Below are 15653 nucleotides of genomic sequence, written 5' to 3'. Positions count from 1 at the left end.
CCCCCGGATCTCTTCAGGCGCGGGGGGCAACTGTCAGTCTAGCCTCAGAGCGCCGTCATCCCCCCATCGACCACCAGTTCCGTGCCCGTCACATAGCGGCTCTCGTCCGAGGCAAGGAACAGGTTCATGTTGGCGATGTCGAGCGGCGCGCCCATGTAGCCCATCGGCACCAGCGCCAGCGTGGCGTCATAGTTGGCCGCGTTGTCCTCCTGCGCCACGCCCTGGATGTTGGTCAGGATCATGCCGGGGTGAACCGAATTGACGCGAATGCCGTCCTTGGCCGTCTCGACCGCAATGGTCTTCGAGAACAGGCGAACGCCGCCCTTGGCCGCAGCATAGGCACCGCACGCTGGCACGCCGATCAGACCTGCCACCGATGAGATGTTGATGATCGAACCCTTGGTGCCGGTCTTGCGCATCAGCACTACCGCACGCTTGGTGCCTTGGAACACGCTGTCGAGGTTGACCGAGTTCTGCAGGTTCCAGTCCGCTGTGGTCATGTCCTCGATCGGCCGCAGCACCGCGATGCCAGCGTTGTTCACGCAAACGTCGAGCTTGCCGTCTTCTGCTTCGATCGCGGCGAAGACTTCGTCCCACTGCGCCTCGTTGGTCACGTCATGCAGCATGGCCTTGGCCTGCCCACCGGCGGCGCGGATGCCTTCGGCCACCTTCTCGGCCCCTGCCAGATCGCGATCGGTCAGCCACACCTTCGCGCCCTCTTCGGCAAAGCGTTGCGCGGTGGCACTGCCCAGACCCGGCACTGAGGCTCCGCCCGTTATCAACGCGATTTTTCCGTCAAGACGGCCCATGTGAAACTCTCCCAAAAGAAAACCGGAGGGACGGAAAGGAACGTCGCCGGAGCGACCCTCCCCCGCCCCCCCGGCAAGGTGGATCAGGTTATATGCGCCAGCTTCAGAACTTGAAGCCTGCAGTCACGCCGTAAGTGCGCGGTTCGAGCGCCATGCCGAACGACCAGAGCCCGGCGACGGTGAACGCGTGGGTCGTGGTCTTCTCGTTCAGCAGGTTGCGGGTGAATACGCGCAGATAAGCCTTGGTGTCCTTCAGGTCGAAGTTGAAGGTCATCGACGCGTCGACCAGATCCTGCGTGGTGGTGCGCACGCGCGGATCGTTGCCGTTGACGGTTACTCCGGTGGCCTCGCCCGCACCGTTCGTTGCGACAGTCAGCGAAGCAGCCGAGAGTTGCTCATCGTAAGGCGAGATATGGCGCCAGCCGACGTTGGTGGTGATGTCGCCGAAGCCGGTGGGCTGGACATATTCCGCACCCAGCGACGCCGTAAAGTCCGGCGCGTAAATCAGGCGGTTGGCCGAATAGTTGAACGGCACCAGCCCGGCACCGCAGGCATTCGTCGCCACCGGACCACCGGCATAGGCACCGCAGGTCACGAAGTTTCGGAAGTGCGAGTCCATGATCGCGATCGAGCCGGTGATCTTGAAGTTGTCGGTCACGCGCAGCGTGCCATCAGCTTCGATGCCCTTGATCAGCGCGCCGCCCGGCACGTTGCCGGTGATCGTCTGGTTGCCGGTTGGGCCACCCGGAACGGTCAGGTTCTGCTGCATGTCCTTGTAGTCGGACACGAAGCCGGCCAGGTTGATCTCGAGCTTGCGATCGAACGCTGCCAGCTTCACGCCGACTTCATAGGCATCGACGGTTTCGGGCTGGAACGGCGTGCTCGCGGTGGCAGCGGTAGCGGCGCGCGGGCTGAAGCCGCCCGAACGATAACCGCGCGACCACGAAGCATAGACCATCACGTCCTGGTTCGGACGCCAGTCGATGCCGACCTTCGGCGTGAACTTGTTGAAGCTCGCCTTGCCCTTGCCGACCAGCGCGATCTTGGTCAGATCGATATTGTCGGGATCGAGCAGGGTGTTGGCGGCAAAGCCGTTGCTCAACTCCTTCTTGTCGTGGCTGTAACGGCCACCGAACGACAGGCGGAAACCTTCGGCAAAGGCCCAGTTGAAATCGCCGAACACGGCATAGCTCTCGGTCTTGCCTTCGACGCGCTGGGCGTTGCGGTCAAAAAGTGTCGGCGGAGTGCTGGGGCTGAAACCGAACACGCGCGACCACTGGGTCAGGTCGTAGTCAGACTTGAAGTAGAAGCCGCCGACGACGTAATCGAAACCTTCGAAAAGGTTGCCGGCCGCGCGCAGTTCCTGGCTCCACTGCTCATAGTGCTGGCGGCGATCGACATAGTAGAGGTCGGTCGAAGAACCGTCGAAGTCCTGTGTCTGTGCTTCTGTGCTCTTGCGCCAGCCGGTGATCGAGGTCAGCTTCACGCCACCCGCATCGTAATTCATTTCCAGTGTGGCTTCGGGTGCCTTGTAGTTGCTCGAAGCTGCATCGCCGAATGTGGTGTAGAGATCGGTCGTCGTGTTGCGATTGCATTCGCGCGTCGGAATGAAGGCGCAGAAAACTTCGCTGCTATTGGTAATGTTGCTGACAACCGGGTCGAAAACCTGCTCGACCTGCGCCACCGTCAACTGCGCATCAAAGCCTGAACCGGTCGGCTTGAACAGCAGGCTTGCACCGTAGTTCTCGCCGTTGCTCCAGCCAGCGCTGACGTTGCGCACGACGTTTTTGTAAAAACCGTCAGTCTCGTTGTGGAAATACCACGCCTTTACGCCCCAGCTTTCCTCGTTGCCATAGTTGGCAAGGAGCTTGGTCGAGAAGGTTGCAAACTTGCCGTAGGTCACCTCGGCCTTCAGGCCCGGCTTCATCGTTGGCTTGGTGCGCTGGATGTTGATCACGCCGCCGATGGTGTTCGCCCCGAACAGCGTACCCTGTGGACCGCGCAGGACTTCGAGCTGCGCAATGTCGAAGGCATCCTGCAACTGGCCGGTGTTGGTGCCGATCACCACGCCGTCGACCAGCACGCCGACGGTTGGGGTCTGCGATTTTTCGATGTCGGCATAGGTCAGGCCGCGGATCGAGATATTGGCCGCCTGTGCGCCTGAATTCTGCTGAGTGATCAGCAGGCCCGGAGCCGCGCCCTGCAGGTCGCCGATGTTCACGGCGGCCTTGCTTTCGAGGAAGGCGGTATTCACGGCGGTGATTGCAACCGGGGTGCTCTGCAGCGTTTCCGAACGACGACGGGCGGTCACGATGATCGCTCCCGTGTCGCCTTCGTCAGCCGCCTGCGCGCCGTCGTCGGCCTGTGCGGCCTGCGGCTCGTCGGCGGCGTACGCCGGAAGCGAGAAACCGATTGCAGTCGTGGTCAGGGCAGCGGCGATCAGGCGCCGCGCGGCAGTGCGTCTCATGAGTATCCTCCCTCAAGGGTGACCTCGCCCGCTAGGTGGCGATGGCTCTCCTCTTTCATCCACTGCTGCGCTCCGCGAACCAACTGCGACTTGTTACAGGTGCCTCTGACGGTGCATGTTCCATGCTTGTCGCAACGTTCGGACGACACTCCGGGAGAGATCATAATGACCGTCAATCGCCGATTCCTGCTTGCGCGCCGTCCCCACGGAACCCCGGTGCCCGAAGATTTTTCGCTTGTAGAAGAAGCGGTTCCATTGGCTCCCGAAGGCGGCTTCGTCGTGCGCAATTGCTATGCTTCCCTCGACCCGGCCCAGCGCGGCTGGATGGACGACGCGCCAAGCTACATGCCGCCGATCCCGCTTGGTGACCCGGTGCGCGCCTCGACGATCGGCGTCGTCGCCGCTTCGAACACCCCCGATTTCGCCGTGGGCGACTGGGTCATGGGCCTCAATGCGCTCGAGGACTACTCGGTCAACGTTGCTGGAGGATTTACCATGAAGGTTGATACAGGCCTGGTAGATTCGCCATCGCGGTTCCTCTCCGCGATGGGTGCTGTCGGCCTTACCGCCTATTTCGGCCTGATCGACGTTGCCAAGCCCAAGCCGGGCGAAACCCTGCTCGTCTCGGGCGCTGCGGGGGCTGTCGGCTCGGCAGTCGGCCAGATTGGCAAGATCCTTGGCTGCCGGGTGATCGGCATTGCCGGCGGGCCAGACAAGTGCCGGCGCTTGATCGACGACTACGGCTTCGACGCCGCCATCGATTACAAGGGCAAGTCGGTCACCCAGCTTGCCGCAGAGATTCGCCAGGCCGCGCCCGACGGTGCCGATGTGATCTTCGAGAATGTCGGCGGCGATGTGTTTGATGCCGAATTGCTCAACCTCGCCAAGCACGCGCGCATCGTTCTGTGCGGGCTGATCAGCGAGTACAATTCGCCTGAAAAGGTCGGCGCGCGCAACCTCTGGTCGATCCTCACCCAGCAGGCCACGCTCTACGGCTACCTGATCATGGACTACGCCCCGCGCTTTGCCGAAGGCGGCGCGATCATGGCCGAATGGATGGCACAGGGCCGCCTGCGCATCGACGAAGACGTCCAGACAGGGCTGGAGAACGCCTACGACGCCTTCATGCGCCTGTTCACGGGTGCCAACACCGGCAAGCTCGTACTGAAGATCGCCGATGGCCTCTGATCGCCTCGACGGCAGGAAAGCCATTGTCACCGGCGCAGCCTCGGGCATCGGCGCTGCCACCGCTGCGCGCCTGCGCGCGGACGGAGCGCAGGTCTTCACCGCCGACGTGCAGGGCGAGGTCGATTTCATCGCCGACCTGACCCGGCCCGACGCCAATGCCCGCCTTGTCGAACAGGCCATAGCAAAGATGGGTGGACTCGATACGCTGGTCCCCTGCGCGGGAATCAGCGCTTTCCATCCGCTCGAAGGCCACGACGATGCCTATTTCCTGCGCGTGCTGGAAGTGAACCTTGTCGCGGTCTTCCGCCTCGTCCGCGATGCGACGCCGCACCTCAAGGCTGCTGGCAACGGCCGCATCGTCACCATCGGCTCAACCACCTCGAGCCACGGCGACGAAGGCCTTGCCGCCTATTCCGCGTCAAAGCACGCAGTCCTCGGCTTCACCAAATCGGTCGCGGCCGAGCTTGGACCGTTTGGCGTCACCGTCAATTGCGTGCAGCCCGGCGCCATCGCCACGCCGATGACGGCGCCCGCCTTTACCGACATGCCCGAATTCCGCACCTTCTGGGAAAACAAAGCCCCCTTGCGCCGCCTCGGCCAGCCGGAGGACATTGCTGATGTAATCGCCTTCCTGTGCAGCGACGATGCCCGTTTCATGTCAGGGCACGGCGTCTGGGTAGATGGCGGAGCAATGGTGCGGCACTAAAGCCCGCGCCAACCGTTGGATGTCGCGTCCAGAACCTGTCTGGCACGGGGCATTCTTGCAATTCATGTCGATCGCAACACACTCTCACGCCGATGGCGCAAAGCTGTCATCCGCCCTGCAAATGGAATATTGGAAGCCGACGGCGCAACTGGAAGGGTTGATCAGCGGCTACCACCTCTATTCTGTCAAACCACCCGAGGGCAGAACCCATCGCGACGTGTTCCAGCCAGCTTGGTTCAATCTTCGCATCCTGATCGATCCGGACACGCATTGGCAAGTCCAGTTCGACAAGCACGAGGCGCAGCGCGTACCCAGCGTATCGCTTTTCGGCCCCTCTTCCACAGTCTGCTGGTCGGAAAGCTACGGTGGAGCAGTAGTCGGCGCAGGCATCACGCCTGCAGGATGGGCGCGTCTTAGCAGGAGTTCCGCAGCCGGCCTCGCGAACAGGGTCGTCGCTGCACGCGAGGTTCTTGGCACCTCGGTCGATGCCCTTGCACAGCAACTGCGGAGTTACGCCGAACCACAAGACATCCCTCAGATCTTTGACCAATGGTTCCTCAAGCACATGGACGAACCGCATCGGGACGAGCAGTTGATCAAACAGCTCCTGTCTGCTCTGCTCTCCCCGAACCTGCGTTCGGTCAGCCAGTTGGCTGACGAGCTTGGCCTCATGTCTCGCACCCTTGAGAGGTTCTGCCTCAAGGCCTTCGGCTTCCCGCCGAAGGTTCTTATCCGGCGCACGCGATTTCTTCGCTCTCTTCACGCATTGATCCGCGGTGGTCCTGGCAGACGTGCACTTGCCATCGATGCAGGGTACACCGATTACTCGCACTTCATCCGTGAAGCACACCAGTTTCTCGGCATGAAGCCGACGCAGTTCCTCGAAGAATGCGGGCCGATGTTCTTGCGTTCGCTCGATCTCCGTCAGGCCGTGCTCGGCGCACCGGCACAGGCGCTCGCGGAGGGCACGAAAACCTAGGCGGCCAGGAAGCAGGGCCGCGTCATTTGACCGAAGGCGAGAAAGATGGCGCAGCCACCCACTGTGGTCGTGGCTTGTTCCAGCCTGTTTCCCTGGGGAAACAATCCAACCTGCCGGTTTTTCAAAATGCCCCGTCATTCACACGACAGGGGGATTCCATGGAGCGCAAAAAGTGCCGCCGGGATGCGGCGGCCCTTTCATCGCTGGATTTGCGTTAGCGCGGAAACGACGAAACGGGGAGGCACTCTCTGTTCGGCGCAATCACGCCCTCGCCTGCAGGCCAAATGGGGTGGATGCACGGATCATCACAAATCTCCATGATCTCGAACACGTTGCCGAGCAAGTCCCGGTAATAGGTCGCGGCATAGCCATGCTTGCGGCCCTGTTCGTCCACCGCGATGCCCTCCACCGCTACCAGCAGTTAGAGGCAGAACGCGCGCGCCTTGTAGAGATCGGGGACAGAGAACCTGATGTGCTGGATCCCCCTACCCCCGATGCTCTTGGCCTGTTCCTCAGAACTGGACCCGCTTGGTGTACCCGCCGTCGATCACCACATTGGTGCCGGTGGTATATGACGATGCCGGGCTGGCAAGGAACACGATCGTCTTGGCCACTTCTTCCGGTCCGCCCCAGCGCCCAAGTGCGAACTGTGCTTCTGTCGCGTTGTAGAGTTCGGGTGCTGCAGCTTTGATCGCTTCCCAGTTTCCACCTGGGAATGCGATTGGCCCCGGCGATACGGCGTTGACGCGGATACCCTTGGGTCCAAGCGCCTGACCGAGTTGCTTCGAGTAGGTCAGCAGAGCGCCCTTGATGGTATTGAAAGCCTGCGGAACGACGAACGTCTCGACACCAGCCGTGCTCGACATGATCACGATCGCGCCCGCACCGCTCTTCTCCAGCCAGGGTTCGAGCACTTCGCAGCCGATCACGGTGCCTTTGATGTCGGCGTTGAAGCAGGCGTCCCAGTCGCCCGTCGCGCCCGAACCGGATGCGCTTGCGCCGGGGACGAAGATGTCGCAGCCGCCAAGTTTTTCGGCGGCCGATGTCAGCCAGGACCGGTAAGCATCGTGGTCAGTCATGTCGAACGCTTCGCCGATGACCTTGCCTCCATGGCGGGAAAGCGATTCGACGGTGGCTGCAACCTGTTCCGGGTTGCGTGAGAAGAAAGCCACATCGCAGCCCTCTTCTGCAAAGATTTCAAGTGCGGCGCGGCCGATGCCACGGCTGCCGCCGGTCAGGATGACCTTTTTGCCCTTGAGTCCGAGATCCATCTTGTTGCTCCTCTATCCCGTGCAGAATCCGTTGCAGCGTTCTTGAAGGGGGCAGCCATGCCAAGCCACTCCCCTTTTGAACAGGAAATGCCTGACGCCCTGTGGTGGTAGCCAGTCGCAAACATGATTGGGAGCAAGGACATGACCAAGGCTTTTGGGCGTCTCGAAGGCAAGACTGCCGTGGTGCTCGGTGCCAGCAGCGAAGGCAACATGGGCCAGGTCATCGCGCAGCGCCTGTTGGACGAAGGCGCGAAAGTGCTCGTCGCAGGCCGCAAGGAAGCGGTGCTCAAGGACTTTGCCACCCGCACCGGCTGCGAATGGACCGCCTGCGACATTACCGAAGAAGCCAGCGTCACCGCCCTTGCCGAAAGCGCAGCAGAAAGGCTCGGCGGCATCGACATCGCGATCAATGCCACCGGCTGGGGACTGCTCAAGCCCTTCCTCGAAGTCACCCGCGCGGAGCTTGACGCAATGAGCGCGCTGCAGTTGGTCGGCCCGCACCAGTTTTTCCAGGCAATGATCCGCAAGATGGCAAGGTCGCTCGGCGGTCGCGGCGGTTCGCTGATGACGATCAGTTCAGCCACTGCCACTATCATGCTCAACGATCACGCGATCTACATGGGCACCAAGGCCGGCACCGATCACATCGTGCGCTGCATCGCCCATGAATTCGGGCACGAAGGCATCCGCGCCAATTCGATCTCCCCCGGCCTCACCGACACGCCGATGAACGCCGATGCCAAACAGGTCCCCGGCCTGTTCGAGAGCTTCCGCAAGTCCTACCCGCTCGGCCGTTGGGGCACCTCGGAAGACGTTGCCGCCGCCGTAGTCTTCCTCGCCAGCGACGAATGCTTCATGACGGGCGAGAACCTGCAGGTAAACGGCGGCCTGACCTTGCGCCGGAATCCCATGCGTGAGGAAATCAACGCGGCGGTGGCAAAGGCTATGGCGGAGGGCTGAATTCAGGCCTTTTGCAGCAAGGGTCGCAAAAGCAGATCAATGTAGCGTGACAGCTCTGGCTCGCTAGTGGGATCGCAACCACTGAGCCCGAGGAAATAGTCGCGCGTGCCGAACGCCAGCAAGGCGCCGCCAAGGAGGCTCATGTAAGCTGCCGCCGCATTGGCGCCCGAGAGCAGACCTTCGCTTTCCAGCTCGGCAAAGAGTGGGTGCAGGATTTCCCACACCGGCACGCCGAAGCTTTGCGCAACCCAGTCGTGCCGCTCGCCCGAGACCGAGAATTCCTGCAGCATCAGGCGTGTAAGCCGGGGGTTTGCCGCAAAGCTGCGCAGCAGGGCATCGAGCATCCGCGGCAGCACTTCGCGTGCGGGACGGCAGTCGTGCTGCGCGAGCACCGAGCGCAAGACGGCCTCGCCATCGCGCGCAAAAGCCTCGATCACGGCCTGCCAAAGCGCGCGTTTGGTGGGAAAGTAATAGGCCAGATGTCCCGGTTCGATCCCGGCAGCGGCAGCAATCCGGCGCGTACTCGCACCTACATAGCCTTCCTCGGCAAAGACCTCGAGCGCCGCCTCGAGAATGGCTTCGCGATTCGCGGCAGGAGCATAGCGGGCAGGTCTGGCTGACATGGCGGAGGGATGCCACGGGTTTTGGCAATTGACAAATATCTTTGGCAAATGCCAAACAACGGGCGACGAGTTACCGGGAGAAGACCAATGCACCCTCACAAGACGCGCCAGCCCTATCCACGCAACCAGTGGTGGGCTGCGGCCTATTCGTCTGAAGTCACGCGCGAATTGTTCGGCCGGACCATCCTTGGCGAGCGGGTCATCCTCTACCGCACCGAACAGGGCAATGCGGTCGTCCTCTCGGGCCTGTGCCCCCACCGGGCCTTCCCGCTCGAGAAAAGCTGCCTCGTCGGCGACAGCGTGCGCTGTGGCTATCACGGGTTCACCTTCGCCGCGTCCGGTGCGCTTGAAGCTGTGCCCTCACAGACTGCCCTCCCGACCGGCGCGGACCTTCGCCGCTATCCGGTGGCAGAACGCGGCGGCCTCGTCTGGATCTGGACCGGCCCGGAAGCGCTGGCAGACGAAGCGTTGCTGCCCGACATGGAAGCTCTGGGCCCCGACAATCCGGCATGGGCCACCGAACAGCACATGCCGGCAAGGATCGCCGCCCGCTACACCCTGCTGATCGACAACCTGCTCGACCTCAGCCACGTCAGCTTCATCCACGCCGACACCATCCCGGCGGGCGACAAGGTCGCCAGCCTCCCGGTGGAACTCGTCGAAACGCCGCAAAGCCTGAACGTCCGCCGCATCGGCAAGGCGTTGCCGTCAAACCCCTTCTTCAAGCTGATGTTTCCCGAACACGATGGCCCGCTCGACCAGTCATTTGACGCCGAATACTTTGGCCCGCACCTGATCCGCACCGGCGGCGATCTCTTCGACAGCGGCAGCGGCAAGCGACTTGGCACCCAGAACTACCTGCATGTCATCACGCCGGAAACGCCGGGATCGCTGCACTACTTCGTGATCACCTCACGCGATTTTGCCACGAGCAACCCGGCGCTAAGCAATGTTCATGTTGATATGGGCCTGCTCATCCAGCCGCAGGACAAGGCCGCGATCGAGGCGATCGAACTGGTTCTGCAAGGGCTTGAAACTCGCCGAGGGAGATATCGGCCCGCTGCGATACCGGGGCGCTCAAGGTTCGCCGTCGCCTCGAAAGCCAGATCCGCGCCGAGGAGAACGCGGCCTAGGCGGCAAGCTGGCGAGGCAGGGCAGAGTGTGCCGCGCGCTCAGTCTTCCAGCATTCTCAGCATGCGGCAAAGATCGCTAGCTGCCACTTTCATGCCAAGCTCTTCGCTGAACAGAAAAGCTTCGTTGAGATGGTGGCGCAGCATGAGCAGATTCTGCTCGCTCGAGGGGGTGATCATGTCCGCAGCCGCAGCGATTTCGTGCACTAATCCCGACATCCGCGCCTCCCTGCCTGTCACCGCTTTTCCTTCGCGATCGACAGGCGGGAAATTCCCGATCGGGGATTAGGTTCCCTGACGTTGCACGATCAGGCCTGCACCGCGCTGCGCACCATGGCGCGCAGCATGTCCTTCCGCACCTTGCCGCTGGCCGTGCGCGGAAAATCCTCGACGAATTCGAAGCGCTCCGGGATCTTCTGTTTTGCCATGCCCGAAGCGCCGACATGCGCGACCAGCGCCGCAGCATCCCCCTCGCCCTGCAGAATCACGTAGGCGCAAACGCCTTCGCCCAGGCGTTCGTGCGGCATGGCGACGACAGCGGCTTCCTTCACCGCCGGGTGCGTGTGGAGCACGTCCTCGATTTCCTTGGCCGAGATGTTCTCGCCGCCCCGGATGATAAGGTCTTTCTTCCGCCCGGTGATCGTCACCGCGCCCCGCTCGTCCAATACGCCAAGATCGCCGGTACGGAAGAACCCGTCGGGCGTGATCGCGTCGGCGGTCTGCGCGGCGTCGGCATAGCCCATCATCATGCCGGGGCCACGCGCGAGGATTTCGCCCTCGGCCCCACGCGGCAGATCGTTGTCCTCGTGGTCGACGATGCGCACTTCATAATCGACCACTTCGCCATCGGTCGTCGCCGCCAGATGCTCGTCATGCGGCCAGCCGAACGTCACCAGTGGCACTTCGGAGGCTCCGAACACGCGGAAGGCGCGGCAGTTGTCGAAGGCCGCATTGGCTGCCGGTATCAGATCCGCCGGTACCGCTGCCCCGCCACAGGCAAAGAAACGGAAGCTCGGCAATCCCGTGCCCGCCGCCCGCGCGGCTGCTGCAAGCTCCACCAGAAACGGCGTTGCCGCGACGGTGCCGACGCAGTTGTGCTGCTCGATCAGCGCGAGCGCATCGGCCGCGTTCCACGCCTCCATCAGCACCGAACGGATGCCGCAGATGAACGGCGCTTCCAGCCCGTTGGCATAGCCGGAGACATGCGTGACCGGCGAGGGCATCAGCGTCGCCTCACCCTCAGCCAGCCCCCAGTGCCGTCCGCTTGCCGCCACGATATGCGCCAGCGTGCCATGGCTGTGCAGAACGCCCTTGGGCCGCCCGGTCGTGCCCGAGGTATAGAGCACCATCTTCACGCCGAGCGGATCGACTGGCGGTGCCGCAAACGGAATGTTTCGTCCGGCCTCGACCAATGCGGCGAAGTCGTCATCCTCGCTCCCGCGCACCGTGAACACGTGCTCCAGATCGGGCAGGGACTGCTGGCAGCGCCGCGCCATTGCGGCATAGTCGACCTTGCGGAAACACTCAGGCACGAAAATCGCCTTGGCCCTGCAATCGCCGAGCATCATCGTCATTTCGGCATCGCGATAGATCGGGACGATCGGGTTGACCACGAAGCCCGAGAGCGCCGCTGCCAGATTGATCACTGCCGCCTCGCGCCAGTTCGGCACCTGAAACGCGATCACGTCCCCGGCGCGCAGGCCGCGCGCATGAAGGGAGGCCGCAAGTGCCTCCGCCTCGGCCAGCACTTGCGCAAAGGTGTACTGCCCTTCGCCATCGATGAAGCAGACGAAATCGGGACTCGCCACCGCCCGATCGCGCGCCAGATCTGCCAGCGTCTTGCCAGCCCAGGCCCCGCTTGCGGCAAAGGCCTGCTGGTGGGGGGCGGGAATCGGCAACCAGTCCCAAGGCTTTTTGCTTTTCTGATTCATGGCGTGGCTTGTTCCAAGCGTGAAGGCGCTTCAGCAATTGGCGAAAAGGCGAGTAACCTATCGCCAATCACAGCTTCCCCCATAACGCAGCCCACGGCATGGTCTTTGCAACATTCGGCCAAAAGGCCACGGAGAGGCACAGGATCAAATGGACCGTATCGAGCGCATCGGACAAGTCGCTGAAATCATGCGCGACTATGTCGAGAACAAGCAGACTTTCCTGACCGAGACGACCAAGCGCGTGCCGGTGCGCAGCTATACCGACCCGGACCAGTGGAAAGCCGAGATGGAGTTGGTGTTCAAGCGGGTTCCGCTGATGCTGGCCTTCACCGCCGAACTGCCCAATCCCGGTGATTACAAGGCGATGGACGCCGTTGGCATGCCGGTGCTGATCAACCGCGACAAGACCGGCAAGGTTCGCGCCTTCCTCAACGTCTGCTCGCACCGTGGGGCACCTGTGGCCAACGAAGGCCACGGCAATTGCCCGCGCTTCACCTGCAAGTACCATGGCTGGACCTTCGGGCAGGACGGAAAGCTGATCGGCATTTCCGAAGCCAGCAAGTTCGGCGAGGTCCACAAGTCGGAAATGGGCCTGCGCGAACTGCCATGCCAGGAAAAGGCTGGCATGATCTTCGTCGTGCTGACGCCCAATGCGCCGATTGACGTCGATGCCTTCTACCGCGGCTTCCTTGACGATTTCGAAGCGCTCGACTTCGGCAAGTGGACCTACGTGGGTAGCCGCGTGATCGAAGGCGCCAACTGGAAGATCGCCTATGACGGCTATCTCGAAGGCTATCACTTCGCCTCGCTTCACCCCGAAACGATCTTCCCGCGCACGCCGTCCAACTGCATGCACTACGAAGGCTTCGGCCCGCACCAGCGCATCGGCTTCCCCCACCACAAGATCGCCGAAGCGCTGAAGGACGTTCCGCGCGAGGAATGGGGCACCCAAGAAAACAACGGCTTCGATTTCGTGCGGATCATGTTCCCCAACGTCTCGGCCTTCATCGCGCCGGAGATCACTCAGGTCGCCCAGCTCTTCCCCGGACCGACGCCGGGTGAGAACCGCACCGTGCTCAACTACCTGCGCCGCGAACCCATCCGCGATGAGGAAGATCGTGCGAACGTGGAAGCCGCGATGAACTTCTTCCGCGACGTGACCTACACCGAGGACTACCTGATCGGTCTCGAGATCCAGAAGGGCCTCGAAACCGGCGCGCATGACGAACTGGTCTTCGGCCGCAACGAACGCGGCAACCAGTACTTCCACGAGTGGCTGGACTGGTACTTGCAGGACGATCCGGACCTCCCCGAACCGGTGATGTGAGGTTGTCGGGAACATGAATCCGATCTCCCTCGCCTCGGGCGTCGTTCCCGAATTCGGCCCGGTCGAGACCATCGAGGCCGCCCGCGCAGGCGGCTTCGACATGGTCGGCCTCTGGGTCGATCCGGCGGAGTGGACCGCAGTCCATACCCGCGATGCCCGCGCCGCGCTCGCGGCGACCGGATTGCCGCTGCTCGATGTCGAGGTGATCTGGCTCAAACCCGACGTCTCGCTCGACGCTCACCGCAAAGTGATCGACGTTGGTGCGGAGCTTGGTGCGCGCAACGTCCTGTGCGTTTCGTCCGACCCGGATCATGCCCGAACTGCCGCCCAGTTGTTCGAGCTCTGCCGCCACGCAGAAGGCAGCGGTATCCGCGTCGCGCTGGAATTCGGCATTTTCACCGAAGTGAAGAATCTCACCGCCGCCATGGCCGTGCTGGACCGGATCGGCCACCCGCTCAAGGCCCTGCTGATTGACCCGATCCACGTAGACCGTTCAGGCTCTTCCATCGCGGAAATCGCAAGGCTCGATCCTGCACTCCTCCCCTACGCCCAGTTCTGCGATGCCCCGGTCGAACGGCCCGATCCTTATGATTTCGACGCGGTGATCCACGACGCGATCAACTTGCGCGAACAGTGCGGCGAAGGCGCCCTGCCCCTCGCCGCGCTCTATCACGCCCTGCCGCCCGGCATCCCGCTCGCCATCGAGCTGCGCTCCGAAGTCTTGCGCGATGCCTTCCCGCACCCCGCCCTGCGCGCCGCGGCCGTGGCCGAAGCTACTCGCCGCTGGCTCGAAGCCCACGCATGACCGTCACCGTCCTCACCCTGCTCAAGCGGCGCAAGGGGATGAGCAAGGCTGATTTCATCGCGTACTATGAGAGCCGACACCGCCTGATTGGCGAGAAGGTGCTGAAAGGCTGGGCCACCCGCTACCAGCGCAACCACCTCCACCCGCTTGACGGTACAGATGCGCCACATGATTACGATGTCGTGCTGGAAATAGACTTCCCGGACCAGCAGACTTGCGACGCCTGCTTCGCCGCCATGGCCGATCCTGCGACCAGGCGTGAGATCATCGAAGACGAGGAGCGCCTGTTCGACCGCAGCCGCATGCGCACCTATCGCCTCGAGGCCCGTGCCTCCTCGCTCTGATCAGCGCACCTCTGATCAGCGCAAAAGGGGCGATACCTGGCACAAGTCGTTGCGGATCGCCGTCGCGGCAACGCCCGCCTGCCCCATCGCATGGCTGATCTGGTCCAGCCCTCGCGTTACGTCACCCGCCGCATAGAGGCCCTTCACACGCGTCCGCTGGTGCGCATCGATCTCGATGCACCCTTCCGCGGTCGCTCTGGCCCCGAGCGCCAGCGCCAGTTCAGACCGGATCACTGAGCCTAACGCCGGATAGGCGGTGTCGAACGCCAGCGTCTCGCGCTGCGTCGGAACGACGATAGTATCACCCTCGATCCGCAAGGGCGCGCAAGGTCCGTCGACCAGCCTCACGCCCAGTCGCTCAAGCTCTGCCCGCTCCCCGGCTTCCAGCTCGTGCTCACCCTCGGGCGCCATGAGTGTCACATCCCGCGAGAAACCGCGCATGAACAAGGCCTCGCCATGCCCGCGGCTGCCCGAGCCGATCACCCCGATGCGCTGGTCGCTCGCCTCATAGCCATCGCAGATCGGGCAATAGCGCAGCAGGCCCCGCGCCAGTGCCTCGTCGTGAACTTCGTCGGCCATCGTCGGCCGGTTATTGACCACGCCTGTCGCCAGCAGAACAGTCCTTGCCGACCACTCCTTGCCATCAGCAGAGGCGCGGAGCCCCAGCTCCTTACGCACCAGGCTCTCGACTTTCGCCTTCTGCACTTCCACGCCGAACTCCGCCGCCTGCTCGCGCATCAGCCGCAGGAGGTCTGTCCCGGCGATGCCGCCCGGATAGCCCGCATGATTGTGCGTGCGCGGAATCAGCGCGGCGCGGCTTTGCCCGGCGTCAATCACCGCGATGCGCAAATGGAAGCGGGCAAGGTAGATCGCCGCGGTCAAACCTGCGGGTCCTGCGCCGATGATCAGGCAATCGAGAGGCTGTTCCATCCACGCCCAAACCGGCCACGCCCGGATGGTTCCACGCTCCCGCATCCGCATGGCGCTGGCCAAGCCTTGCAAGATCGTGCTAGGGGCACCCCTGCAAACTTGCCGATGGCGCAGATACAGGCACTTGGCTGCCTTGTGCCGATAGATCCAAGCCCTTGCAAAAGCGGCGAAGCGCTCCGCCTC

Annotated in this window: 15 protein-coding genes; 8 read left to right on the top strand and 7 right to left on the bottom strand. The window is 62.9% G+C overall.

The annotated features are described in order from the left end of the window. Positions 1-44: 44 nt before the first annotated feature. On the bottom strand, positions 45-809 hold the full coding sequence (locus IQ25_RS12110) for an SDR family NAD(P)-dependent oxidoreductase (protein WP_144906136.1): 765 nt from the start codon (positions 807-809) through the stop codon (positions 45-47). Positions 810-912: 103 nt separating this feature from the next. Continuing rightward, the gene (locus IQ25_RS12105) at positions 913-3276 is read right to left on the bottom strand and encodes a TonB-dependent receptor (protein WP_144906134.1); all 2364 of its coding nucleotides are present in this window, start codon (positions 3274-3276) and stop codon (positions 913-915) included. 165 nt (positions 3277-3441) lie between these two features. Here IQ25_RS12105 and IQ25_RS12100 point away from each other — a divergent pair, with 165 nt between their 5' ends. The 3 genes from IQ25_RS12100 to IQ25_RS12090 are packed head-to-tail and all read left to right on the top strand — an operon-like array spanning position 3442 to position 6149. After that, complete coding sequence (locus IQ25_RS12100) at positions 3442-4464, top strand: NADP-dependent oxidoreductase (protein ID WP_144906132.1); 1023 nt, start codon at positions 3442-3444, stop codon at positions 4462-4464. Beyond that, complete coding sequence (locus tag IQ25_RS12095) at positions 4454-5170, top strand: SDR family NAD(P)-dependent oxidoreductase (protein ID WP_144906130.1); 717 nt, start codon at positions 4454-4456, stop codon at positions 5168-5170. Before IQ25_RS12100 ends, IQ25_RS12095 begins: the two co-directional genes overlap by 11 nt. Beyond that, positions 5145-6149 carry a helix-turn-helix domain-containing protein gene (locus IQ25_RS12090; RefSeq protein ID WP_144906128.1) on the top strand — a complete coding sequence of 335 codons (1005 nt, stop codon included), beginning with the start codon at positions 5145-5147 and terminating at the stop codon, positions 6147-6149. Before IQ25_RS12095 ends, IQ25_RS12090 begins: the two co-directional genes overlap by 26 nt. A 214-nt stretch (positions 6150-6363) precedes the next feature. On the opposite strand, the gene IQ25_RS12085 is transcribed toward IQ25_RS12090, so the two are convergent. Together IQ25_RS12085 and IQ25_RS12080 are read right to left on the bottom strand one after the other, a co-directional pair. Beyond that, positions 6364-6543 (bottom strand): hypothetical protein, encoded by a 180-nt coding sequence (locus IQ25_RS12085; protein ID WP_144906126.1) that lies wholly within the window; start codon positions 6541-6543, stop codon positions 6364-6366. Between the two features lie 118 nt (positions 6544-6661). Next, on the bottom strand, positions 6662-7420 hold the full coding sequence (locus tag IQ25_RS12080) for an SDR family NAD(P)-dependent oxidoreductase (protein ID WP_144906125.1): 759 nt from the start codon (positions 7418-7420) through the stop codon (positions 6662-6664). 141 nt (positions 7421-7561) lie between these two features. On the opposite strand from IQ25_RS12080, the gene IQ25_RS12075 reads away from it, so the two are divergent. Next, the gene (locus IQ25_RS12075) at positions 7562-8380 is read left to right on the top strand and encodes an SDR family oxidoreductase (protein ID WP_144906123.1); all 819 of its coding nucleotides are present in this window, start codon (positions 7562-7564) and stop codon (positions 8378-8380) included. 2 nt (positions 8381-8382) lie between these two features. Here IQ25_RS12075 and IQ25_RS12070 read toward each other — a convergent pair whose 3' ends face one another. Further along, complete coding sequence (locus tag IQ25_RS12070; RefSeq protein ID WP_144906121.1) at positions 8383-9003, bottom strand: TetR/AcrR family transcriptional regulator; 621 nt, start codon at positions 9001-9003, stop codon at positions 8383-8385. 87 nt (positions 9004-9090) lie between these two features. Here IQ25_RS12070 and IQ25_RS12065 point away from each other — a divergent pair, with 87 nt between their 5' ends. Next, positions 9091-10422 carry an aromatic ring-hydroxylating dioxygenase subunit alpha gene (locus IQ25_RS12065; protein ID WP_158637740.1) on the top strand — a complete coding sequence of 444 codons (1332 nt, stop codon included), beginning with the start codon at positions 9091-9093 and terminating at the stop codon, positions 10420-10422. Positions 10423-10441: 19 nt separating this feature from the next. Here the strand turns inward: IQ25_RS12065 and IQ25_RS12060 are convergent, their stop codons facing one another. Then, positions 10442-12064 (bottom strand): AMP-binding protein, encoded by a 1623-nt coding sequence (locus IQ25_RS12060; protein ID WP_144906117.1) that lies wholly within the window; start codon positions 12062-12064, stop codon positions 10442-10444. Between the two features lie 148 nt (positions 12065-12212). On the opposite strand from IQ25_RS12060, the gene IQ25_RS12055 reads away from it, so the two are divergent. Genes IQ25_RS12055 through IQ25_RS12045 form a run of 3 tightly spaced genes read left to right on the top strand, consistent with a single transcriptional unit; the run spans position 12213 to position 14540 of the window. Further along, the gene (locus IQ25_RS12055; protein ID WP_144906115.1) at positions 12213-13391 is read left to right on the top strand and encodes an aromatic ring-hydroxylating oxygenase subunit alpha; all 1179 of its coding nucleotides are present in this window, start codon (positions 12213-12215) and stop codon (positions 13389-13391) included. Positions 13392-13404: 13 nt separating this feature from the next. After that, on the top strand, positions 13405-14196 hold the full coding sequence (locus tag IQ25_RS12050) for a sugar phosphate isomerase/epimerase family protein (RefSeq protein WP_144906113.1): 792 nt from the start codon (positions 13405-13407) through the stop codon (positions 14194-14196). Then, the gene (locus IQ25_RS12045) at positions 14193-14540 is read left to right on the top strand and encodes an EthD domain-containing protein (RefSeq protein WP_144906111.1); all 348 of its coding nucleotides are present in this window, start codon (positions 14193-14195) and stop codon (positions 14538-14540) included. Before IQ25_RS12050 ends, IQ25_RS12045 begins: the two co-directional genes overlap by 4 nt. A gap of 15 nt (positions 14541-14555) precedes the next feature. Here IQ25_RS12045 and IQ25_RS12040 read toward each other — a convergent pair whose 3' ends face one another. After that, entirely contained in the window at positions 14556-15470 is a 915-nt protein-coding gene (locus IQ25_RS12040; protein WP_144906109.1) for an NAD(P)/FAD-dependent oxidoreductase, read from the bottom strand. Positions 15471-15653: the final 183 nt, after the last annotated feature.

Source organism: Novosphingobium taihuense (assembly GCF_007830315.1).
Classification (GTDB): Bacteria; Pseudomonadota; Alphaproteobacteria; order Sphingomonadales; family Sphingomonadaceae; genus Novosphingobium; species Novosphingobium taihuense.
Note: the sequence above shows the minus strand (reverse complement) of the source record. Positions and strands in the feature narration are given on the sequence as shown.